The 20,406-nt window shown below is 75.9% G+C and carries 15 protein-coding genes; 9 read left to right on the top strand and 6 right to left on the bottom strand.

The window, feature by feature from the left end:
- The first annotated feature begins 8 nt into the window (after positions 1-8).
- The 3 genes from ACFYWL_RS03845 to ACFYWL_RS03835 are packed head-to-tail and all read left to right on the top strand — an operon-like array spanning position 9 to position 5,169.
- A complete protein-coding gene (locus ACFYWL_RS03845; RefSeq protein WP_386966952.1) occupies positions 9-1,571 on the top strand; it encodes an ABC transporter substrate-binding protein in 1,563 nt (520 codons plus the stop codon).
- Positions 1,568-2,518, top strand: a complete 951-nt coding sequence (locus ACFYWL_RS03840; RefSeq protein ID WP_386966950.1) for an ABC transporter permease — start codon at positions 1,568-1,570, stop codon at positions 2,516-2,518. Before ACFYWL_RS03845 ends, ACFYWL_RS03840 begins: the two co-directional genes overlap by 4 nt.
- Positions 2,515-5,169, top strand: a complete 2,655-nt coding sequence (locus ACFYWL_RS03835; RefSeq protein ID WP_386966947.1) for an ATP-binding cassette domain-containing protein — start codon at positions 2,515-2,517, stop codon at positions 5,167-5,169. Before ACFYWL_RS03840 ends, ACFYWL_RS03835 begins: the two co-directional genes overlap by 4 nt.
- A 64-nt stretch (positions 5,170-5,233) precedes the next feature.
- Here ACFYWL_RS03835 and ACFYWL_RS03830 read toward each other — a convergent pair whose 3' ends face one another.
- Positions 5,234-5,503 carry a GlsB/YeaQ/YmgE family stress response membrane protein gene (locus tag ACFYWL_RS03830; RefSeq protein ID WP_386966944.1) on the bottom strand — a complete coding sequence of 90 codons (270 nt, stop codon included), beginning with the start codon at positions 5,501-5,503 and terminating at the stop codon, positions 5,234-5,236.
- Complete coding sequence (locus ACFYWL_RS03825; RefSeq protein WP_386966941.1) at positions 5,500-5,955, bottom strand: STAS domain-containing protein; 456 nt, start codon at positions 5,953-5,955, stop codon at positions 5,500-5,502. Before ACFYWL_RS03825 ends, ACFYWL_RS03830 begins: the two co-directional genes overlap by 4 nt.
- A 152-nt stretch (positions 5,956-6,107) precedes the next feature.
- Between ACFYWL_RS03825 and ACFYWL_RS03820 the strand changes: the two genes are divergently transcribed.
- The 3 genes from ACFYWL_RS03820 to ACFYWL_RS03810 are packed head-to-tail and all read left to right on the top strand — an operon-like array spanning position 6,108 to position 8,757.
- Complete coding sequence (locus ACFYWL_RS03820; protein ID WP_386966938.1) at positions 6,108-6,794, top strand: response regulator transcription factor; 687 nt, start codon at positions 6,108-6,110, stop codon at positions 6,792-6,794.
- Complete coding sequence (locus tag ACFYWL_RS03815) at positions 6,791-8,170, top strand: sensor histidine kinase (protein ID WP_386966935.1); 1,380 nt, start codon at positions 6,791-6,793, stop codon at positions 8,168-8,170. Before ACFYWL_RS03820 ends, ACFYWL_RS03815 begins: the two co-directional genes overlap by 4 nt.
- Entirely contained in the window at positions 8,167-8,757 is a 591-nt protein-coding gene (locus ACFYWL_RS03810) for a GerMN domain-containing protein (protein WP_386966932.1), read from the top strand. Before ACFYWL_RS03815 ends, ACFYWL_RS03810 begins: the two co-directional genes overlap by 4 nt.
- Positions 8,758-9,128: 371 nt before the next feature.
- On the opposite strand, the gene ACFYWL_RS03805 is transcribed toward ACFYWL_RS03810, so the two are convergent.
- The 4 genes from ACFYWL_RS03805 to ACFYWL_RS03790 form a co-directional block, all read right to left on the bottom strand.
- Positions 9,129-11,387: a glycoside hydrolase N-terminal domain-containing protein gene (locus ACFYWL_RS03805; protein ID WP_386966929.1), complete on the bottom strand. Its 2,259-nt coding sequence runs from the start codon at positions 11,385-11,387 to the stop codon at positions 9,129-9,131.
- Entirely contained in the window at positions 11,384-12,400 is a 1,017-nt protein-coding gene (locus ACFYWL_RS03800) for a LacI family DNA-binding transcriptional regulator (RefSeq protein WP_386967756.1), read from the bottom strand. The genes ACFYWL_RS03805 and ACFYWL_RS03800 overlap by 4 nt, the downstream gene beginning before the upstream one ends.
- 49 nt (positions 12,401-12,449) lie before the next feature.
- Entirely contained in the window at positions 12,450-14,933 is a 2,484-nt protein-coding gene (locus tag ACFYWL_RS03795; protein ID WP_386966926.1) for a glycoside hydrolase family 3 C-terminal domain-containing protein, read from the bottom strand.
- A gap of 239 nt (positions 14,934-15,172) precedes the next feature.
- A complete protein-coding gene (locus ACFYWL_RS03790) occupies positions 15,173-16,384 on the bottom strand; it encodes an ROK family protein (protein WP_386966924.1) in 1,212 nt (403 codons plus the stop codon).
- A 238-nt stretch (positions 16,385-16,622) separates the two neighbouring features.
- Between ACFYWL_RS03790 and ACFYWL_RS03785 the strand changes: the two genes are divergently transcribed.
- From ACFYWL_RS03785 to ACFYWL_RS03775, 3 genes are read left to right on the top strand one after another with little or no spacing between them, the layout of a single operon-like run.
- Positions 16,623-18,284 (top strand): extracellular solute-binding protein, encoded by a 1,662-nt coding sequence (locus ACFYWL_RS03785; RefSeq protein WP_386966921.1) that lies wholly within the window; start codon positions 16,623-16,625, stop codon positions 18,282-18,284.
- Positions 18,281-19,312 carry an ABC transporter permease gene (locus ACFYWL_RS03780; RefSeq protein WP_386966918.1) on the top strand — a complete coding sequence of 344 codons (1,032 nt, stop codon included), beginning with the start codon at positions 18,281-18,283 and terminating at the stop codon, positions 19,310-19,312. Before ACFYWL_RS03785 ends, ACFYWL_RS03780 begins: the two co-directional genes overlap by 4 nt.
- Positions 19,309-20,286, top strand: a complete 978-nt coding sequence (locus ACFYWL_RS03775) for a carbohydrate ABC transporter permease (protein ID WP_386966915.1) — start codon at positions 19,309-19,311, stop codon at positions 20,284-20,286. Before ACFYWL_RS03780 ends, ACFYWL_RS03775 begins: the two co-directional genes overlap by 4 nt.
- The last annotated feature ends 120 nt before the right edge of the window (positions 20,287-20,406 follow it).

Genomic DNA, 20,406 nt, shown 5'->3' with positions numbered 1-20,406 from the left:
GACACCCCGTGACATCCGACATTCCCACGTCCGCCGCCCGGCTGACCCGGCGCGGACTGCTCGGCGGCGCAGCCGCCGTGTCGGCCACCCTGCTGGCCGGCTGCGGCGACCGCCCCGCCGACACCGCCTCCGACCAGCCGCGCCGGGGCGGCCGGCTGCGCGCCGTGTTCGCCGGCGGCGGCGCGCAGGAGACCCTCGACCCGCACCTGGCGAACCTGTTCAACGAGGCGTCCCGGGCCAAGGCCATGTTCGACAAGCTCGCCGACTACGGCCCCGACGTGTCGATCCGGCCCCGCCTGGCCAGCGGCTGGGAGCCCAACGCCGACCTCACCCGGTGGCGGATCACCCTGCGCGAGGCGACCTTCCACGACGGCCGCCCCGTGCGCGCCGCCGACGTGCTGTACAGCTACGCCCGGATCACCGACCCGGAGCGTGCCTTCCGGGCCCGGGCCAGCCTGGAGCTGATCGACCTGCGCGGCAGCCGGGCGATCGACGACCGGACCGTCGAACTCGCGCTGCGCCGGCCGTTCGCCGAGTTCCCCAACGTCCTGGCGGCCTTCGGCGCGTACGTGGTGCCCGAGGGCGCCGACGCCTTCGACCGGCCCGTCGGCTCCGGCCCGTTCGCCTTCGGCTCGTTCCAGCCGGGCCGGTCCCTGCTGCTCACGCGGTACGCCGACCACTGGGACGGCGCGCCGCACCTGGACGAGCTGGAGTACCTCGTGGCCAACGAGGAGTCCGCCCGGATCAACGCGCTGCTCGGCGGGCAGGCCGACTACGCCCACGACGTCACGCCCACCACCGCCCGCACCTACGCGGGCGACGCTAGGGTGCGGATCACCCGGATGGCCAACAGCACCATGCAGGCCCTCGCCATGAAGGTCGACCGGCCGCCGTTCGACAACCGGGACCTGCGCGAGGCGATGTTCCTGCTCACCGACCGCCAGCAGCTCGTCGACACCGTCCTGTCGGGCGCCGGCCAGGTCGGCAACGACCTGTTCGGCAGGGGCTACCAGCACTACGCCGACGACATCGCCCAGCGCGTCCCCGACCTCGACCGGGCCCGCTTCCTCGTCGACCGGGCCGGTGCCCGGGGACTGCGGATCCCGCTGGACACCGCCCCCGTGGCCAGCGGCTTCGTGGAGACCGCGAGCGTCTTCGCCGAACAGGCGCGGCAGGTCGGGCTGACCGTCGAGACGCGCAGCGGCAACAAGGACACCTACTGGAAGGACATCCTGACGGGCGGGGTGCTCGCCTGCTACCGGTCGGGAGCGATGCCCATCGAGACCCATATATCTCAGCGGCTGTTGAGCACGTCCACCACGAACGCGACCGGTTGGCGCCGGCCCGACTTCGACGCGCGCTACGCCCGCGCCGTGTCCAGCGCCGACGAGCAGGCCCGCCGGCAGGCGTACGGCGACATGCAGCGCGTCCTGCACGCCGAGGGCGGCTTCCTGGTCTGGGGCTTCGCCGACTTCCTCGTGGCGACCAGCCCCCGCGTCGGCGGGGTGTCCGCCGCCGCGCCGGCCAACACCCTCGACTGGGCGCGCTTCGACAAGGTCTGGCTGGGTTGAGCCTGTCCCGCTACGCCGTCCGGCGGGCGCTGGTCGGGGCCGGGCAGGTCGTCGGCGTGGCCACCGTCGTGTTCGTCCTGACCGAGGCGCTGCCCGGGGACGCCGCCGTGGTGATCGCCGGCGACCAGCCCGACCCGGCGCGCATCGCCCTCATCCGCGAACAGCTCGACCTGGACCGGCCAGCCTGGCAGCGGTACCTGCACTGGCTCGCCGACCTGGCCGGCGGCGACCTGGGCGTCTCGCTGGTCTCCCGGCGGCCGGTCGCCGGGGTCCTCGCCGCCGGGGCCGCGCCCACCGTGCTGCTCGCCGCCGCGACCCTGCTGCTGCTCGTCCCGCTCTCCGTCGGGCTCGGGACGCTCGCGGCCCGGCGGGAGGGCGGACGCCTCGACCGGACGCTGTCCGCCACCGCCGTCGGCCTGTACGCGGTGCCCGAGTTCGCGCTGGCCTTGCTGCTCGTCGCGGTGTTCGGCGTACGGCTGGCCTGGCTCCCGCCCACCGCCGTCGGCACCGGCGGCGACCTGCTGTCCCGGCCCGCCGTGCTGGTGCTGCCCCTGGTGGTGCTCCTGGCCCGGCCGTTCTGCTCGCTGAGCCGACTCACCCGTGCCGGCATGATCGAGGCGATGCGCGCGGAACACGTCGCGCACGCCCGGCGGCTCGGCGTGCCCGAGCGCCGGCTGCGCCTGGTCCACGCGCTGCCCAACGCCCTCGCACCCGTCGCCCAGCAGCTCGCCCGCACCACCGACTGGCTGCTCGGCGGGGTGATCGTCGTCGAGGCGGTGTTCGTCGTCCCCGGCCTGGGCACCGCCCTGGTCGACGCGGTGACCGCCCGCGACGTCCCCACCGTGCAGGGGCTGTGCCTGCTGGTCGCCGTGACCACGGTGACGGTGAACCTCGTCGCCGACCTGGTGGCGTTCCGGCTGGCCCCGCGCGCCGGGGCCGCCGCGTGAGCCCGCCGCCCTCCCGCGGCCCGCGCCTGTGCTCCCGGGGCCGCCGCGCGGGCCACGCGCGGCCCGCGGGCGTCCGCCGCCCGGCGCGGTCGCGGCTGCGCCTCGTCGTCGGCGTCGCGCTGCTCGCCGTGCCCCTGCTGGTCGCCGTCGTGGGGCCGGCCCTGGCCGGCGACGGGGCACCGCGCGGGCGGCCGTTCGACGCGGGCGGGGCGTTCGGCACCGACTTCGTCGGGCGGGACGTGTTGCGCCAGGTGCTGCTCGGCGGGCGGTCCGTGGTCGGCGTGGCGCTCGCCGCGACCGCCCTGGCGTACCTGGTGGGGGTGCCGCTGGGGCTGCTGGCCGCGCTGACCCGCCGCCGGTGGGTCGACGAGCTGGTCATGCGCCCGCTGGACCTGCTGCTCGCCGTACCGTCGCTGATCCTGCTGATCCTGCTGGCGGCCACCGCGCCGCGCGGGCCGGCCACCCTGGTCGGCATCGTCGCGGTGATCGGCCTGCCCGAGGTCGCCCGGATCAGCCGCGCCGCGGCGCTGCCGCTGGCGCACGGCCCCGCCATGGACGCGATGCGGCTGTACGGGGAGACGTGGTGGCGGCGCGCCGTCGGCCACGTCGTGACGGGCAGCCGCCGGGTCCTGCTCGCCGACGCCGGCGTGCGGCTCATCGGCGCGCTGTACCTCGTCGCCACGGCCAGCTTCCTCGGCGTCGGCGTCGCCCCCGACGCCGCCGACTGGGCGGTCATGGTGGACCGCAACCGCGCCGGGCTGCTGCTGCAGCCGTGGTCGGTGCTGACGCCCGCCGCCCTCCTCGTCGCCCTCGCCGTCGGCGTCAACCTCGTGGCCGACCGGCTGCTCGCCGCCCGCGACGGGGCAGCTCGCGACGGGTTCTCCCGGGACGGGGGTCCCCGCCGCGACGCGGCCGGGTCGCGGCTGCCCGCCACCCGAGCGCCGTTCGACGACGGGGCCGCCGGGCCGGCCGTCAACGCGCCCGCGCCGAGGCCGAGGCCGAGAGGAAGGACAGGTGTCGCCGCCGGCCGCGCGCCGACGTCCCCGGTGGACGCCGACCCGGTCCGGGTGGTCGGGCTCGGTGCCGAGGCCGCCGGGCGTCGCCTGCTCGCCGGGGTCTCGTTCACGGTGGCGGCGGGGCAGGTGCTCGCCCTGGTCGGTCGCTCCGGCAGCGGCAAGACCACCGTCGGCCGGGCCCTGCTGGGGGAGGCCGGCCCCGGCGTGCGGCTCACCGGCCGGGTGGAGGTCGCCGGCCACCCCGTGTCCCCGTCGAGCCCGCCACCCCCCGGCGCCGTCGGGTACGTGCCGCAGCAGCCGTCCGCCGCGCTCAACCCCGTCCGGCGGGTCGGCGCGGTGCTGCGCGAGATCGCCCGGCGTCACGCCCGGCCGGTGCGACGGGCCACCGGCAGCCCGCCGGGCAGCGCACCGGTGGACGGCGCGGCGGCATCCCGGCGGTCGGCGGTCCGTCGGGCGGTGGCCGACGCGCTGGCCCGCGTCGACCTGCCCGCCGACCGGGAGTTCCTGCGGCGCTTCCCGCACCAGCTCTCCGGTGGCCAGCAGCAGCGCCTCGTCGTCGCCCACGCGTTGCTGGCCAGGGCACGCGTCCTGGTCGCCGACGAGCCGACCACCGGGCAGGACAGCCTCACCCGCCGCGACGTCGCGCACGAGCTGCGGGCCCTCGCCGGGGCCGGGATGGCGGTGGTGCTGCTCAGCCACGACCTGCACCTGGTGCGCGCCGTGGCCGACCGGCTGGTCGTCCTCGACGCCGGCGCGGTCGTCGAGGCCGGCCCGGCGGCCCAGGTGCTCGCCGCACCCCGGGACGAGCGCACCCGCCGCCTGCTCGCCGCCGTCCCGGAAACGCCGCACGCCGCCCCGGCCGGGGCGGCGGTCCTGCACGTGAGCGACCTGGCCGCGATCCACCGCGCCGGCAACCGCCGCCGTACCGTGCTGCGCGGGGTCACCGCCGCCGTCGCCCCCGGCGGCTGTCTCGCCGTGGTCGGCCGCTCCGGCAGCGGCAAGACGACGCTCGCCCGCTGCGTCGCCGGGCTGCACCCGCCGCGCGGCGGGACCGTCGGCCTCGGCGGCCGGCCGCTGGCCGGGACCCTCGACCGGCGGACCCGCGCGGACCTCGCCGCCGTCCAGTACGTCTTCCAGGACGCCCGGGCCAGCTTCCACCCCCACCGGTCGGTCCTGGAGCAGGTGTCCCGGGCCGCCGTGCGGCTGCGCGCCCTGCCGCCGCCCCGGGCCCGCGACGCCGCGCGCCGCGTCCTCGGCGAGGTCGGCCTCGCGGCGGACGTCGTCGCGCGCCGCCCCGACCGGCTCTCCGGGGGCGAGCTGCAACGTGCCGCCCTGGCCCGGGCGCTGCTGGCCGAGCCCCGCGTGGTGATCTGCGACGAGATCACCTCCGGACTGGACACGGTCAGCCGGGACCGGATCGTGGCCCTCGTCGACCGGCTGCGCCGCGCCCACGGGCTGGCCCTCGTGGTGATCAGCCACGACCGCGACGTCGTCGCCCGCCTCGCCGACCACGTCGTCGTCCTGGACGCGGGGCAGGTCGTCGAGGCCGGGCCCGCGTCCGTCCTGCTCACCGCCGCCCGGCACCCGCTGGCCCGGGCGCTGCTGCACCCGTCGGAGACCGGGGCCGGCCCCTGACCGGCCCACGGCCGTGATCGAGGCGCGTCGCCTGGTGGGTCCGCGGCCGAAGCGGGCCGACCCGTCAGGCGGAGTCGGAGCGGCCGGCGGTGGCCGCGACGAGGACGACGCCGGCCCCGGCCACCCCCGCCTGCACGACCACGTCGACCAGCCGGAAGCCCTGGCCGTTCGCGCCGGCGAGGCGGGCGACGACGCTGCCGGCCAGGGCGGCGACCACACCGACGACGAGGGTGAGCCACAGCGGCGCGGCCGGGCGGCCCGGCACGGCGAGCCGGCCGAGCGCCCCCACGACGAGCCCGACGACGACGGCGCTGACCAGCACGCCGACGGTCATGCCCAGTCCGCCGGCCGACGGGCGCGCACCTGGCCGGCCGGTGCCGGGCGACGGCTGCCACCCCCGCCGCCCGGCACGACCGCCCGGCCGACCGGCGGTGCCACCGGGCCGGGCCGTTCGGGGGACCCGGCCGCCGCGTCGCCGCCGACGACCGGCAGCACGTGGTCCAGGCGGGCCGACTGCAGGATGCGCCAGATCCGGGGGTTCGGTTCGCGTACGGTGAGCACCCCGTCGGCGCGGGTCAGCCGCCGGTGCACGTCCAGCAGGAACCCGATGGCGGCGGCGTCGATGTGCCGGCACGCGGACAGGTCCACCACGACCTGCGCGGGACGCAGCGCGAGCAGCCGGTCGAACACCGCCCCGGTCTCCGGCAGGCAGGCCAGGTCGAACTCGGTCACGGCCACCTCGACCAGGGGGATCGTGCACTCCCGGCGTGCCAGCGGCGTCGTCACGGCCGTACCCCTTCCTGTCGCCCGACCGGTCCACGTCACCGTGCCGGCCGGGGTTGGCGGGCACCGCGCGGACGTGTGTCAGTTGCGTGACAAATCCGTCGTACGCGGGACACGGTTGGCCGCCGGGCGGCGGCCTTGGGGATGATGCCGTCATGACGGCCGTACTGGTGATCGAGGACGACGACCGCATCCGGCTGGCGCTGCTGCTCGCCCTGGAGGACGAGGGCTACGACGCCCGGGGCGCGGCGACCGCCGAGGAGGGGCTGCGCGCCCAGCGGCGCGACCCGGCCGACTACGTCCTGGTCGACCTGATGCTGCCCGGCCTCGACGGCTTCGAGTGCATCCGCCAGTTGCGCCGCGACGACGACGTGCCGATCGTGGTGGTCAGCGCCCGCGACGACACCCACGACATCGTCGCCGCCCTGGAGGCCGGCGCGGACGACTACCTCGTCAAGCCCGTGGCGATCAAGGAACTCACCGCCCGGCTGCGGGCCCTGCGCCGCCGCGCCCGCGCCGCGGCCCCGGCCGCGGCCGAGCCGGTGCCGGTGCTGGCGTTCGGCGACCTGGAGGTCAGCCCCGAGGCGGGCGAGGTGCGCCGCGCCGGGCAGCGGGTGCCGGTGACCCGCACCGAGTTCCGGCTGCTGTGCGAGCTGGCCGAGCACGCCGGCCGGGTGCTGTCGCGCCAGCAACTGCTGCAACGGGTCTGGGGCTACGACACCGGCGACGAGCGGCTGGTCGACGTGCACGTCGGCCGGCTACGGCAGAAGATCGAGTCGGACCCGGCCAACCCCGAACACCTGGTGACCCTGCGCGGGCTCGGCTACAAGCTGCGCCGATGAGCCCGCTCCGCCGTCCGGCCCGGCTCCGCCTCGGCCTGCGCGCCCGGGTGACGGCCGCGTTCGCCCTGGGCGCGCTGCTGCTGGCCGCGTCGATGGCCCTGATCTCCTACGAGTTGACCCGCCAGTCGCTTATCGACGAGCGGGAACGCACCGCCGTGCGGGCCGCCTACTTCGACGCCGCCGTGGTGCGCAGCGGCCTGGACACCGACGCCCCCGACGTGGTGGAGGTGCTGCGGTCGCTGGACACCGGCAGCAGCAGGCGGGCGCTGCTGCACCTCGACGGCAGGTGGCACGCCCGCATCGCCGACTCGGGCCTCACCGCCGCCGTGCCGCCGGAGCTGCAACAGCTCGTCGGCTCGGGGCAGCCGGCCGTGCAGCGGGTCCGGGTCGACGGCCGGACCGCCCTGCTGGTCGGGGTGCCACTGTCCGGCTCGGCCACGTACTACGAGGTCACCTCCCTGTGGGAGCTGGAACGGACCTTCCAGGCGCTGGCCCTGGCCCTGACGGCGGTGGCCATCCTCGTGGCCGGCTCCGGGGCGGCCCTGGGCTGGTACGCGACCCGGCACGGGCTGCGCCCGCTCACGGCGGTCGCGGACGCCGCGGAGAAGATCGCCGCCGGTGACGTCACCGCCCGCCTCGACCCGGCCACCGACCCGGACCTGACCCGGCTGTCCACGTCGTTCAACCACATGGTCGACCAGTTGGCCCGCCGGATCGAGCGGGACCGCCGCTTCGCCGCCGACGTCAGCCACGAGCTGCGCTCGCCGTTGCAGACCCTCGCCGCGGCGGCCAGCGTCCTGCAACGGCGGCGGGAACACCACGACGAGCGCACCGCCGTGGCCGCCGGCCTCGTCGCCGACGAGATCGACCGGTTTCAGCGGCTGGTCAACGACCTCATCGACCTGGCCCGCAGCGACCAGCCCGCCCACCGCGCCCCGGTCGACGTGGCCGACCTGGCCCGGCGGGCCTGCGCCGGCCACGACCTGCCGCCCACGCTGGTTTACCTCGCGGCCGGCACCCCGCCCACCTGGCAGGTGGAGCGGCGTCGCGTCGCGCAGGTGCTGGCCAACCTGCTCGACAACGCGGTGCGCTACGGGGCGGGCCCGGTGGCGGTGCGGCTGTCGCGCGACGGCGACACCGGCGTGATCGAGGTGGACGACGACGGCCCCGGCGTGCCGGTGGAGGACCGGGCCGCCATCTTCGACCGCTTCGTCCGGGGCCGGGCCGCCCACGCCCGGGGCGCCGGGGACGGCACCGGCCTCGGCCTGGCGCTGGTCGCCCAGCACGCCGCCGCCCACGGCGGCACGGCCGGCGTCGACGACCGCCCCGGCGGGGGCGCGCGGTTCCGGGTGGCCCTGCCGGGGAGCCTGGCGTGAGCCGGCGCGCTGCCGCGCGGGCCGTGCTGCGCCCGCTGCTGTCCGCGCTGCTGGCGGCCAGCACGGTGGTGGCCTGCGGGGTGCCGGCGGAGGACACCCCCCGGGCCGTCGAGGCCCCACCCGGGCCGTTCCCGTCCCCCGCGACGGTCGACGGACCCGCGACGGTCGGCCCGATCACCGTGACGCTGTGTTTCGTGCGGGACGACCGGCTGGTCCCGGTGGAGCGGCGGGTCGGCCGCGCCCTCGACGCCCACGCCCAGTTGCGGGACCTGCTCGCCGGCCCCAGCGTCGGCGAGCGGGACAGCGGGCTGACCAGCGCGTTGCCGGGGGCGATCGATGCCGGCGTGGTGGGCGTCGCCGACGGTGAGGCGCGCGTGCGGGTCGACGGGACCGGCGACGACACCGGGCGCAGCGACGAGGTGCTCGCGTTCGGTCAGATCGTCTGCACGCTGGCCGCCCGCGACGACGTCGACGCGGTGGCGTTCCTGCGCGACGGCCATCCCCTCGGGGTGCCGCGCGCGGACGGTTCGCTGTCCGCCCAGCCGCTGACCCCCGCCGACTACGCTGCGCTGACCGTCACCCGCTGACCGTCACCCGCTGGCCGCGCCGGCCGCGTCACTCCGCCGGGACGCGCGGCGCCTGGCTCTGCGCCCTCGCCGATCGGTCACGTTCCGTCATGTGGGTGGCAACTGGTCGGGAGGGACCGCCCATTGTTGCTCTCCGTCATGTCCCTCCGGGCCGCCGCGCCTTCGACGAGTCCTTTGCTCTGCACCCGCCCGCGCAACACCGCTTTCGAGCTGCCCTTGACCGGGATGCAGCGGGACCGGGGGTGCGGCCATCGGTAGCGCTGCGTGGTGCGTTGCGTCCGTGGGTGCAGAGCAAAGGAGGCGGTGGGGACGGTGGGACCCGGCTCGGCGCAACCGCGTTGCGTAACCTGCCGACACCGGCACCGCCAGCATCACCCGCCGTCGGTGCGCGGGCCGAAGGCCAGCTCCACCGGTCGGCCGGCGCGAAGGTCGACCACCGCGCCCCCGTGCGGACTGGCCACCGTGAGCCGTTGGTCGACGGGGGAGAGCAGCCGCGCCCGCACCGTGAAGGCGTCCCAGGCCAGCTCCTCGACGGTGACCCGGCCGCGGCAGGCCGCCCCGCGCAGCACCCCCCGGTCCAGGCCGGGCAGCGGGGCCGGCAACAGCCGTACGTGGCCGGGCCGGGAGTGCACCAGCGACTCGATCAGCACGCCGGGCAGGGCGTGCGCGGCGTCGGCGTTGTAGGTCTCCCGGCCGGGGTTGTGCGAGCTCATCAGCGACCGGAAGAACATGTCGTTGCCGAGGATCTTGGCCACGTTCTCCCCGGCCAGCGCGCCGTCGCGCAGGCGTACCGCGACGAGGGCCCGGTGCAGGCTGCCGTGGGCGGAGAGGTTCTCGTCGCCGCGCAGGACCAGCGCGCGGCGCGCGGCGGCGGCCAGTTCGGGGGTGTCGTCCGGGTTGATCTCGTCCAACGGCCACACCGGGTAGAGGTGGCTGACGTGCCGGTGGTCCTCGTCGCCGCGGTAGCCCGGCCAGGCCCACTCCGCCAGCGCGCCGCGCTCGTCGACCCGGTACGCCGGCAGCCGCTCCCGCAGCGCCGCCCACCGGTCGACGCCGGTGACGGCGTCGGCGGTGGCCAGGGCGTGCCGGGCGGCGGCGATGTCCATGGTGGCGTTGACCGCCAGGTGCACCGGCCGGCCGTCGTCGTCCAGCGGGCCGGTCTCGGCCGAGTACGACGGCGCCACGACCGCCGTGCCGTCGGCGGCGGTGACGGTGAGCACGTCGGCGAAGAACTCGGCGGCCTCCGTCAGCCAGCCGGCCACCTCGCCGAGCGGTTCCCCGGTCACCAGGTGGTGCTCGTGCAGCGGGTGCAGCAGCCAGTCCGCGCCGGGCAGCCAGGCGGCGAACGGCCAGTCGTCGTGCATGTGGAACAGGTGCCCGTGCTCCCCGTCGGTGCGGCTGGGCGCGAGCAGTCCCCGCGCGCCGTAGATCGCCTTGGCGTTGCGCCGCCAGTCGTCGACCTGCGACCCGACCAGCCGGGCGTGCGCCGCGCTCACCTCGGGCAGGGCCCCGATGTTGGCCCCCGCCAGCTGCAGGTTCAGGTTGGCGTCGGTGGTGAAGTCGCCCGCCCAGGCCGCGTCCCAGGAGCCGAGCCACAGCCCGGTGAGCCGGGGCGGCAGGACGCCGCTGGCGCTGAGCAGCAGGTACCGCCCCGCGTGGAACAGCCGCTCCACCAGCGCCGGGTAGGGCCGCTGCGGGTCGGCGGCCTGCCGGGCGAGCAGCTCGCCGACGGGCAGCTCCCGCTCGGCGGCCGGCACGGCCAGGTCCAGGCTCGCCCGGCCGTAGGCGGGACAGTGCCGCGCGGCGTGCCGGGCGAGCAGGCCGGCGTACCCGGCGGCGGAGCGGGCGCGCAGCGCCTCCTCCAGCTCGGCCGTGCGCCACGGCGGCGTGCCGGGCCGGTCGAGCACCATCGTGAGCAGGGCTGGCCCGCGCACCGCCACCCGGTCGCCGCGCACCCGCACGTCGCCGGTGAGCAGGGCCAGGCCCTCGAAGCCGTACGCGCCGCCCACCGGCGGGTAGTGGCCGCGTACCCGCAGGAAGACGTCCCGGCCGCGCCGGTACGCCGTGGTCTCGTAGCGGACGTCCGCCGGGCGGCCGGGCAGGTCGCCGGTGAACCCCACCACGCAGTCGCCCGCCTCCAGCCGCAGCGCCACCAGGGCGTCGGCGCGGGAGACGAAACAGCGCCGCTCGCCGCCGGCCCACTCGACGACGACCTCCCCGGTGCGGAAGTCGGTGCTCCGCCGGTACCCGGCCGGCAGCGCCGCCGCGACCGGCCCCGCCGCTCTGCCCGGCCCCGCCGCGTCGACGGTCACCGCGAAGCCGGGGTGGAACGACTGGGTCCACCGCAGCTCCCGGCCGCCGCCGAGCAGCCGGCTCGCCTCCGCCCGCCGGCCGTCCAGCGCCAGTTCGCGGACCCGGGGCAGCAGGTGGGCCAGCCGGGGCGGCCGGGCGTCGTGGGTGCCGTTGGGCAGCACGAACCGGTGGTGGTTGACGACGATCCGCTCGGCGTACGGATCACCGGACACCATGATCCCGTACTCGCCGTTGCCGGACAGGAAGGCGTCCTCCCAGCCGGCGGCGGGGGAGTCGTCCCAGATCCGGTGCGCGGACGCGGGCAGCCCGGCCGTCACCTCCCGCCCCCGGGGGCGGCGGCCGTGCTGTCGCGGATCGTCAACCGGGGTTCGAGCAGCGTCGCGTCCGGCACCGGCTCGCCGTGCACCTTGCGCATGAGCAGCGACACCGCCTGCTGGCCGACCTCCTCCGCCGGCAGGGGCACCGAGGTGAGCCGGGGGCTGGCCTGCTCGGCGAACTGGTCGGGGCAGATGCCGACCACCGACACGTCCTCCGGCACCCGCCGGCCGAGGGTGGGCAGCGTCGCCAGCACGGGCCCGACGGCCGACTCGTTCTGCACGATCAGCCCCGACAGGTCCGGCCACCGGTCCAGCAGCTCCACCAGCTCGCGGCGGACGGCCGCCGTGCCCTCCTCGCACGGCCGGACCACGGTGTCGACGCCGAGCCGCGCGGCGGCGTCGAGGATGCCGTTGCGGGTGCGGTGCGCGAAGCCGGTGCCCCGGTCGTAGACGGCGGCCGGCGCGCCGAGCAGGGCGATCCGCCGGTGGCCCAGCCCGGCCAGGTGCTCGACGCAGACCGCGCCGGCCCGGTGGAAGTCCAGGTCGACGCAGGTCAGGCCGGTGGGGTCGGCGGGGAAGCCGATCAGCACGCTGGGCCGCCCCAGCTCCCGCAGCAGCGGCACCCGCGAGTCGTGCATCTCCACGTCCATCAGCAGCAGGCCGTCCACCATGGCGCTGGCCGCGATGCGGCGTAGCCCCGCCGGCCCCTCGTCGGAGGTGACCAGCAGCACGTCGTGTTCGACGGTGCGGGCGGTGGTCACCACCGCCATCGCGAACTGCATCACCACCGGCACCTGCATCCCGGAGCGCAGCGGCAGCACCAGCGCGATCACGTTGGCCCGCCGGCTGGCCAGGGCGCGCGCGCCGGCGTTCGGGTGGTAGCCGAGCATCCGGATGCTGGCCAGCACCCGGTTGCGGGTCACCTCGGAGATCGCCCGCTTGCCGCTGAGCACGTACGACACGGTGCTGACGGCGACCCCGGCGTGCCGGGCGACGTCGGAGATGGTGACCAGGTCGGGTGACTTCGCCGGCCGCGCCGCCGTGGGCAGGCGCGGGCCGTGGTCACCGGGAGCGGCCGGCACCCGTGGCCTCCCGCGCCGGGGCGTCGGCGGCGGACGCCGCCCGGACGCGGAGCGTGCCGACGAGCCGGATGTCGGTGGCGGACCGGCCGACCAGCACGGTGTGCGCGGCGTCCTCCACCACCCGGGCGCCCCGGGCCTCGTCCCACCAGCCCAGGTCGGCGGCGCGCAGCCGCAGCCGGACCACCCGGCGCTCGCCGGGGGCGAGGGCGACCCGCGCGTAGTCCCGCAGCTGGCGCAGGGGCTGCTTGACCCGGGAGCGCCGTTGCCGGGTGTAGAGCTGCACGACGTCCTCGCCCGGCCGGTCGCCGCTGTTGGTGACCTCGACGCGCACCTCGACCTCCCCGTCGGCGGCCACCGACGCCGCGCTGAGTCGCAGGTCAGCGTAGTCGAAGCGGGTGTAGCCGAGCCCGTGGCCGAGCGGGTACAGGGGGTCGCCGCGGTAGTAGAGATAGGTGGCGTCGGCGTCGATGACGTCGTAGTCGAGCAGGTCCGGCAGTTCGGCGGAGTCGGCGTACCAGGTCTGGGTGAGCCGGCCGCCCGGCTCGGCGTCGCCGAGGAGCACCGCGGCCAGCGCCGCGCCGTGCTCCTGGCCGCCGTGCGCCGACCACAGCACCGCCGGCAGGTGGGCGTCGGCCCACCCGATCGCGTACGGGTAGCTGCTGGTCAGCGCGAGGACGGTGCGGGGGTTGGCGGCGTACGCGGCGCGCAGCAGCGCGTCCTGCCCGGCCGGCAGCGCCAGGTCAGCCCGGTCCTCGGTCTCCCGCCCGTTGACCATCGGGTGGTTGCCGAGGGCCACCACCACCACGTCGGCGTCGGCGGCCAGGGCGGCGGCCTCGGCGGTGCCGTCGGCGATCAGCTCCACGGCGAACGGGGTGGCCCCGCCCGGCTCGGCGGCGTCGGCGCGCAGCCGCCCGTCGGGGCCGGCGGCGACGTACCGGCCGGTGGCGAGGTGGTGCAGCAGCACCGTGCCGCCGGGGCCGGGCCGGAGCCGGAAGGTCTCCCGGACGATCCACCCGCCGGGCCCGGTGCGGTCGTTGACCAGGACGGCGTCGTCGTCGCCCCCGACGTGCCGGCCGTTGGCGACGGCGCGCAGCGCCACCGCGTCCCCGCCCCAGTCGAACACGTCGAGCCAGGTCGCCTCCGTGGCGGCGGTGGCGTCGAGGGTGAGCGGGCCGCCGGCCGGGTCGGTCGCGCAGCGCACGTACCGGTCCCCGGCGCGCAGCGCGATCCGGTCGGCGCCGCTGTGGCTGGTGACGGTGTCGACCCGCGCGGCCAGGGCGTCGAGGGTGCTGACCGCGTACGGCAACGTGCCGCTGTACCAGTCGGTGTGCACCGCGTCGGCGAGCGGCCCGAGCACGGCGACCCGCAGCCCCGGGCGCGGGGCCAGGGGCAGCAGGCCGTCGTTGCGCAGCAGCACGACGCACTGCCGGGCGGCCTCGCGGGCCAGCTCGCGGTGCGCGGGGCAGTCGACGACGTCCGGCGTCACGCCGGCCCACGGGTCCTCGTGCGCCGGGTCCAGGTCGCCGAGGCGCAGCCGCAGGCCGAGGATCCGCCGGACCGCCCGGTCCACGTGGGCGGTGGTGATGAGGCCGCGCTCCAGCGCCTCGGCGATCCGGCCGGTGGTCAGGGCGCTGTTCGTGTCGTCCTCGGTGAAGTTGTCGATCCCGGCGCGCAGGGCGGCGGCGAAGCCGCTGACGTGGTCGGGCTCGCGGCCCTGCACCCCGGCGATGTTGGTGGCCGCCCCGGCGTCCCCGACGACCATGATCTCGCCGGCGGCCATCGGGCGCAGCTCGCCCTCGATCAGCGGGCTCAGGTGCGCCGGGGTGCCGTTGACCAGGTTGTACGAGGCCATCACGGCCACCGCCGCCCCGGCGGCCAGGGGCGCGCGGAACGCCGGCAGCTCGTACTCGTGCAGCACCCGCGGGGGCAGGTCGCTGGAGGTGGTGGCGCGGTCGGTCTCGTTGTTGTAGCCCAGGAAGTGCTTGAGCGTCGGCGCGGTCCGCAGCCGCTCGGGGTGGTCGCCGCGCAGCCCGTGGGCGTACGCGGTGGCGAGGTGCCCGGTGAGCCACGGGTCCTCCGACCAGCCCTCCTCGTTGCGCCCCCAGCGGGGGTCGCGCAGCGGGTTGACCACCGGCGCCCAGACGTTCAGCCCGACCCGTTCGGGGTCGGCGTGGTGCTTGGCGCGCACCTCGGCGCCGACGGCGTCGCCCACCGACCGCACCAGCTCGGCGTTCCAGCTGCTGGCCAGCCCGATCACCTGCGGGAAGACCGTGGCCGTGCCGAGCCAGGCCACCCCGTGCAGCGCCTCGGTGCCGGTGCGGAACGGCGGCAGCCCGAGCCGGTCGACCCGGGCCTGCCACTGGTGCAGCAGCCCGATCTTCTCGGTCAGGGTGAGGCGGGCCAGCAGGTCGTCGACGCGGGCGGCGGGGGACGGGCCGGGCGTCCGGCCGGTGCTGTCGGTCATGGTGGATCGGTTACCTTCCATGGGCTAGCCGATGCCCGCGGCAGGTCGAAGCGCTTCGACGACCGTCGTGACGAATGGCATCGCGGTGGTGGTGTGGCGGCTGTCGCCCGGACGCGGTGAAGCGCTTCGACAACCGACGAGGAACCGGGCCGCCCCCGTCTGCCCGGACGGGACGGCTGTTCCGAGGTTGGCACCACCGGGCCGATGCGGTCAAGGGCTGGCGGTGACGGGTTCCGGCGTCAGCGGGCGGGCAGCCGGCCACTTTCGACGGTGGCCAGGGCAGCCGTGGCGCCGCCGAGCGCGGCGGCCGTGCCCCCCAGTGTGGACGCCTCCAGCCGGCACCCGCCGGCCTCCGGGGCGAGGGCCCGGGCGGCCAGCTCGGCCCGGGCCGCCGGCAGCAGCCACGGCCCCAGCGTCGCGAGGTGGCCCCCGACCAGCACCGCCCCGGGGTTGAGCAGGTCGGCCAGCACGGCGACCGCGTGGCCGAGGTGGCGGCCGATCTCGGCCAGCCCGGCGCGTACGCCCGGGTCGCCCTGCCCGGCCAGGGCCTTCAGCCGGTCGAGCTCGGGCAGGAAGTCGGTGACGGGGCCGTCCTCGGCGGTGTCGGGCAGCAGCCGGCGCACCACGGCGGGCAGGCCGACCAGCGCCTCCAGGCAGCCGGAGCGCCCGCAGGCGCAGACGGGCCCGCCCGGGTCGAGGCACAGGTGCCCGATCTCGCCGGCGAAGCCCCGGTTGCCGCGCAGCAGCCGGCCGTCAACGATCACCCCGGCGCCGATCCCCGCCCCGCCGGTGAGATGGACCAGGTCGGTGGCCCCCGCCTGGGCGCCGTGCCGCTGCTCGGCCAGCGCGGCGAGGTTGGCCTCGTTGTCCACGGCGACCGTGAAGCCCGGGTCGCGCAGGGCGGCGCGCAACTGGTCGGCGAGGGGGACGTCGCGCCAGCCGAGCGCGGGGGACAGGGGCACGCAGCCGGCCGCGTCGACCAGGCCCGGCACCCCGACGGTCAGGCCGAGCACGGCCCGCCCCTCGCCGGCGACCCGGGCGGTGGCCCGGCGGGCCAACGCGGCGAGGGCCCGGACCGTCTCGGCCGGGGCCGCCGCCGGCGCGGCGAAGGCGCGCCGCCAGGTGAGCAGCCGGTTGCCGCCGAGGTCGACCGCGACCGCCGCCAGCTCGTCGGCGCCGACCTGGAGGCCGAGGGCGGCGTACGGCTCGCCGTCGAGGACGAGCATGGTGGCCGGGCGGCCGATGCGGTTCTCGGTCAGCCCGGTCTCGCGCAGCAGCCGGCGCTCGATCAGCTCGCCGACGAGGCTGGAGACGGTGGCCTTGTTGAGCCCGGTGCGCGCGGCGATGTCGGCCCGGGAGCAGGGGGCGTGCACCCGGACGTGCCGCAGCACCACGGCCCGGTTGGCGACCCGCACGTCGCCGAGGTCCGTCGGCTGCGGGTCGTTCTGCATGCTGATCAAGATGTGCCCGCTCCCTGCGCTGCCGGTGCGCGATCCCCGGTCGGTCCGCGCGTCCATCATCGCGCACCGTGGCACCCCAGCGGACCACCGCGCGCGGCACGTCGCCTCGCGGTCGCCGCTCCCTTGTGGGCCGGATCACCGTCGATTAGTTTATTCGGCTAGTAACCCAACTAATCCTAGCCGGGCGCGCGTGCTCCGCAAGCCCCGCGTGTCAGATGAAGGGAACGCCGTGAAGCCGTCCCTGCCAGGCGTATCCACCGATCGCCGGACCCTGCTGCGCCTCGCCGGTCTCGGCGCCGCCGCGACGATGGGTGGCGCCACCCTCGCCGGCTGTAGCAAGGAGGCCGGAAGCAAGGGCAGCGCCACCCAGGCCGACGCGGTCCGGGCCGTCCTGCCCAACTACAAGCCGGCCGAGGTCCTCAAGCCGGACATCCCGGGGGAGGGGCCGATCCCGGACGGCTACCTCAGCTACCCCAAGGACCTCGTCGACGCGGTCACCGAACAGCCCGGCAAGGGCGGCGCGGCGATCCGCACCATGAGCCCCTGGTGGGGGCCGACCCCGCCGACGCTGGGCAGCAACTCCTACCTCGCCGCGATCAACACCAAGCTGGGCGTCGAGATCAACCCCAGCCTCCAGGACGGCACCACGTTCGCCGACAAGCTCAACGCCATGCTCGGCGCCCGCGACGTGCCCGACCTGCTCATGGCGCCCAACTGGGAGGTCGACAAGGTCGCCCGGTTCTCCGACGCGGTCAAGGCCCTCTTCGAGGACCTCACCGACCACCTCAAGGGCGACGCCGCCGCGAAGTACCCGTACCTGGCCGCGCTGCCCACCGGCTCCTGGGAGTACTCGGTCTGGGGCGGGCGGCTGGCCGCCGTGCCGTACCCCACCGACGGCCCCTTCGCGTGGGCCCTGTTCCACCGCAAGGACCTGTTCGACAAGGCCGGCCTGGCCGCGCCGACCTCGCCCGAGGAGCTCTACGAGCTGGCCAAGAAGGCGACCGACCCGGCCAGGGGCGTCTGGGCCTTCGGCACCATCTTCGACATGGTCCAGCAGTTCTACGGCTGCCAGCAGACCTGGCGCAAGAAGCCCGGCGGCGGCCTGGAGCACAAGTTCGAGAACCCCGCCTACAAGGCCGCCCTGGAGTTCACGGCGAAGCTGTTCAAGGAGGGGCTGGTCCACCCCGACACGGTGGCCAGCAAGGGCGCCGACGAGAAGCAGCTGTTCAAGGCCGGCAAGATCCTGATGTTCCAGGACGGGCTCGGCGCGTGGCAGGGCCTGCAGGGCGAGCAGTCCAAGGTGCTGCCGAGCTTCAACATGCAGCCGCTGCCGGTGTTCGGCGCGGCCGGCGCCCAGCCGGTCATCTGGGGCAGCGAGAAGCCGATCTTCTTCACGTTCGTCAAGAAGGGCCTCGGCGCCGACCGGGTCGACGAGATCCTCCGGGTGCTCAACTGGTGCGCCGCGCCGTTCGGCAGCCGCGAGTTCGAGCTGCGCGAGTACGGCGTGGAGGGCAAGCACTTCACCCGCGCGGCCGACGGCAGCCCGATCCCGACCGAGCTGGGCCGCAAGGAGCTGGGCGGTCAGTACAACTTCTGCCGGGTCGCGGTGAAGGTGCGCAGCGGCGACACCCCGGACTACGCCCAGCAGTACCTGGACTACCTCAAGAAGAACATCGCCCTGCTGGAGAAGGACCTGTTCGCCGGGATCAAGCTGGAGCTGCCCGCCAACTGGTCGAAGATCATCCAGCCGACGGACGACAAGATCCGTGACATCCTGCGTGGCCGCCGCCCGGTCAGCGACCTCGACCAGGTGACGAAGGAGTTCATGGCCTCCGGCGGCGAAGAGGGGCGCGCCTTCCACGAGAAGGCGCTCGCCGACAACGGCCGATGAGCGGCCCGGGCACCGCCGGCGCGGTGGACGTGCCGGCGGCGGCCGGGCAGGCCCCGCCGCCGACCCGCAAGCCCCGGGGCGCCGGCCGACGCCGGCCCCGGGCGAGCCTGGGGGCCCGGCTGCGCCGGGACTGGCCGCTGCTGGCGATGACCGCGCCGGCCGCCGCGCTGCTGCTGGTCTTCCACTACCTGCCGACCCTCGGCAACGTCATCGCCTTCCAGGACTACAACCCCTTCGTCGGCGACGACCCGGTGGAGGCGTTCCTCTACAGCGAGTGGATCGGCTTCGGCAACTTCGAGGCGCTCTTCGCCGACCCCCTGTTCTGGGACGCGGTGCGCAACACCCTCACCATCACCGCGTTCCAGCTGGTGTTCTTCTTCCCGCTGCCGATCCTGCTGGCGATCCTGCTCAACAGCCTGGTCTCCGGGCGGGTGCGCGGCTTCGTGCAGAGCGTCGTCTACCTGCCGCACTTCTTCAGCTGGGTGCTGGTGGTCACGTTCTTCGTGCAGATGCTCGGCGGGGCCGGGCTGCTCGCCCAGGAGATGCGCGAGGCCGGCCTGCAGCCGTGGAACATCATGACCAACCCGGACACGTTCATCGTGCTGGTCACCGCCGAGGCGGTGTGGAAGGACATCGGCTGGGGCGCGATCGTCTTCCTGGCCGCCCTCGCCGCGATCGACCCCAACCTGTACGAGGCGGCGGCGGCCGACGGCGCCGGGCGGTGGCGGCGCATGTGGCACATCACGCTGCCCGGGCTGCGGCCGGTGATCGTGCTGCTGCTCATCATGCGGCTGGGCGACGCCCTGTCGGTCGGCTTCGAGCAGTTCATCCTGCAGCGGGAGGCGGTCGGCCGGGACGCCGCGGAGGTGCTCGACACGTTCGTCTACTACCAGGCCATCGCCACCCAGCAGTGGGGCCTGGGCGCGGCGGCCGGGTTGTTCAAGGCGGTGGTGGGCCTGATCCTCATCCTCGCGGCCAACAAGCTCGCACACCGCCTCGGTGAGCAGGGGGTGTACTCCAAGTCATGACGACGCAGCTCAGTGGCATCGGGCCGGTGCCGGCCGCCCCCGCGACGGGCGGCAGGCTGAACCGGCGGCGGCGTGGCGGCGCGCGGCCCCCGTGGGAGGAGCCGCCCTCGCCCGTCGGCCTGTTCGGCAAGGGCGTCGTGCTCGTCCTGCTCGTCGCGGCGGTGCTCGTGCCCCTGTGGGCGGTGCTGGTGACCAGCCTCGCCTCCCGGGAGACGATCGACGCGGCCGGCGGCATGGTGATGGTGCCCCGCGAGTTCGACCCGTCGGCGTACATCACGATCTTCAACGGCGGGCAGATCACCCGGGCCGTCTGGATCAGCACCCTGGTCACCGTCCTCGGCACGACGGTGAGCCTGGTGCTCACCGTGCTGGCCGCGTACGGGCTGTCCCGGCCGGGCTCGGTGGGGCACCGCGGCCTGTTGTTCTTCTTCCTGCTGACCTTCCTGATCTTCCCCGGCCTGGTGCCCAGCTACCTGGTGGTCACCGGGCTGGGGCTCAAGGACAGCATCTGGTCGCTGATCCTGCCCAGCGCGATCAGCGTGTTCAACCTCGTGGTCATCCGGGCGTTCTTCATGGGCGTGCCCGGTGAGCTGCTCGACAGCGCCCGCATCGACGGGGCGGGCGAGTTCCGCATCCTCACCCGGATCATGCTGCCGCTGTCGAAGGCGGTGATCGCGGTGGTCGGCCTGTTCTACGCCGTCGGCTACTGGAACGCCTACTTCAACTCGGTGCTCTACATCGACGACAACGACAAGTTCCCGATCCAGCGGGTGCTGCAGAGCTACATCCTGGCCGGCCAGTCGCCGAACGTCTCCGGCGCCGCGGTCAGCCTGCCCGGGATCACCGCGTACCCGCCGACGCTGGCGGTGAAGATGGCCGTGGTCGTGGTGACCGTCGTCCCCGCGATCATCGTCTACCCGTTCGTGCAGCGGCACTTCACCAAGGGCGTCATCACCGGCGCGGTGAAGGGCTGACGCCCCGGCGTGGCCCGCGGGCGCCCCCCCCCCCCCCGCCCCCCCCCCGGGGGCCCCCCCCCCCCCCCCCCCCCCCCCCCCCCCGGGGGGGCTGGGGGGGGGGGGGGTGAGGGTGTGTTT

This window comes from Micromonospora sp. NPDC002575 (genome assembly GCF_042889525.1).
GTDB classification, from domain to species: Bacteria; Actinomycetota; Actinomycetes; order Mycobacteriales; family Micromonosporaceae; genus Micromonospora; species Micromonospora carbonacea.
This window is presented reverse-complemented; position numbering and strand designations above follow the sequence as displayed.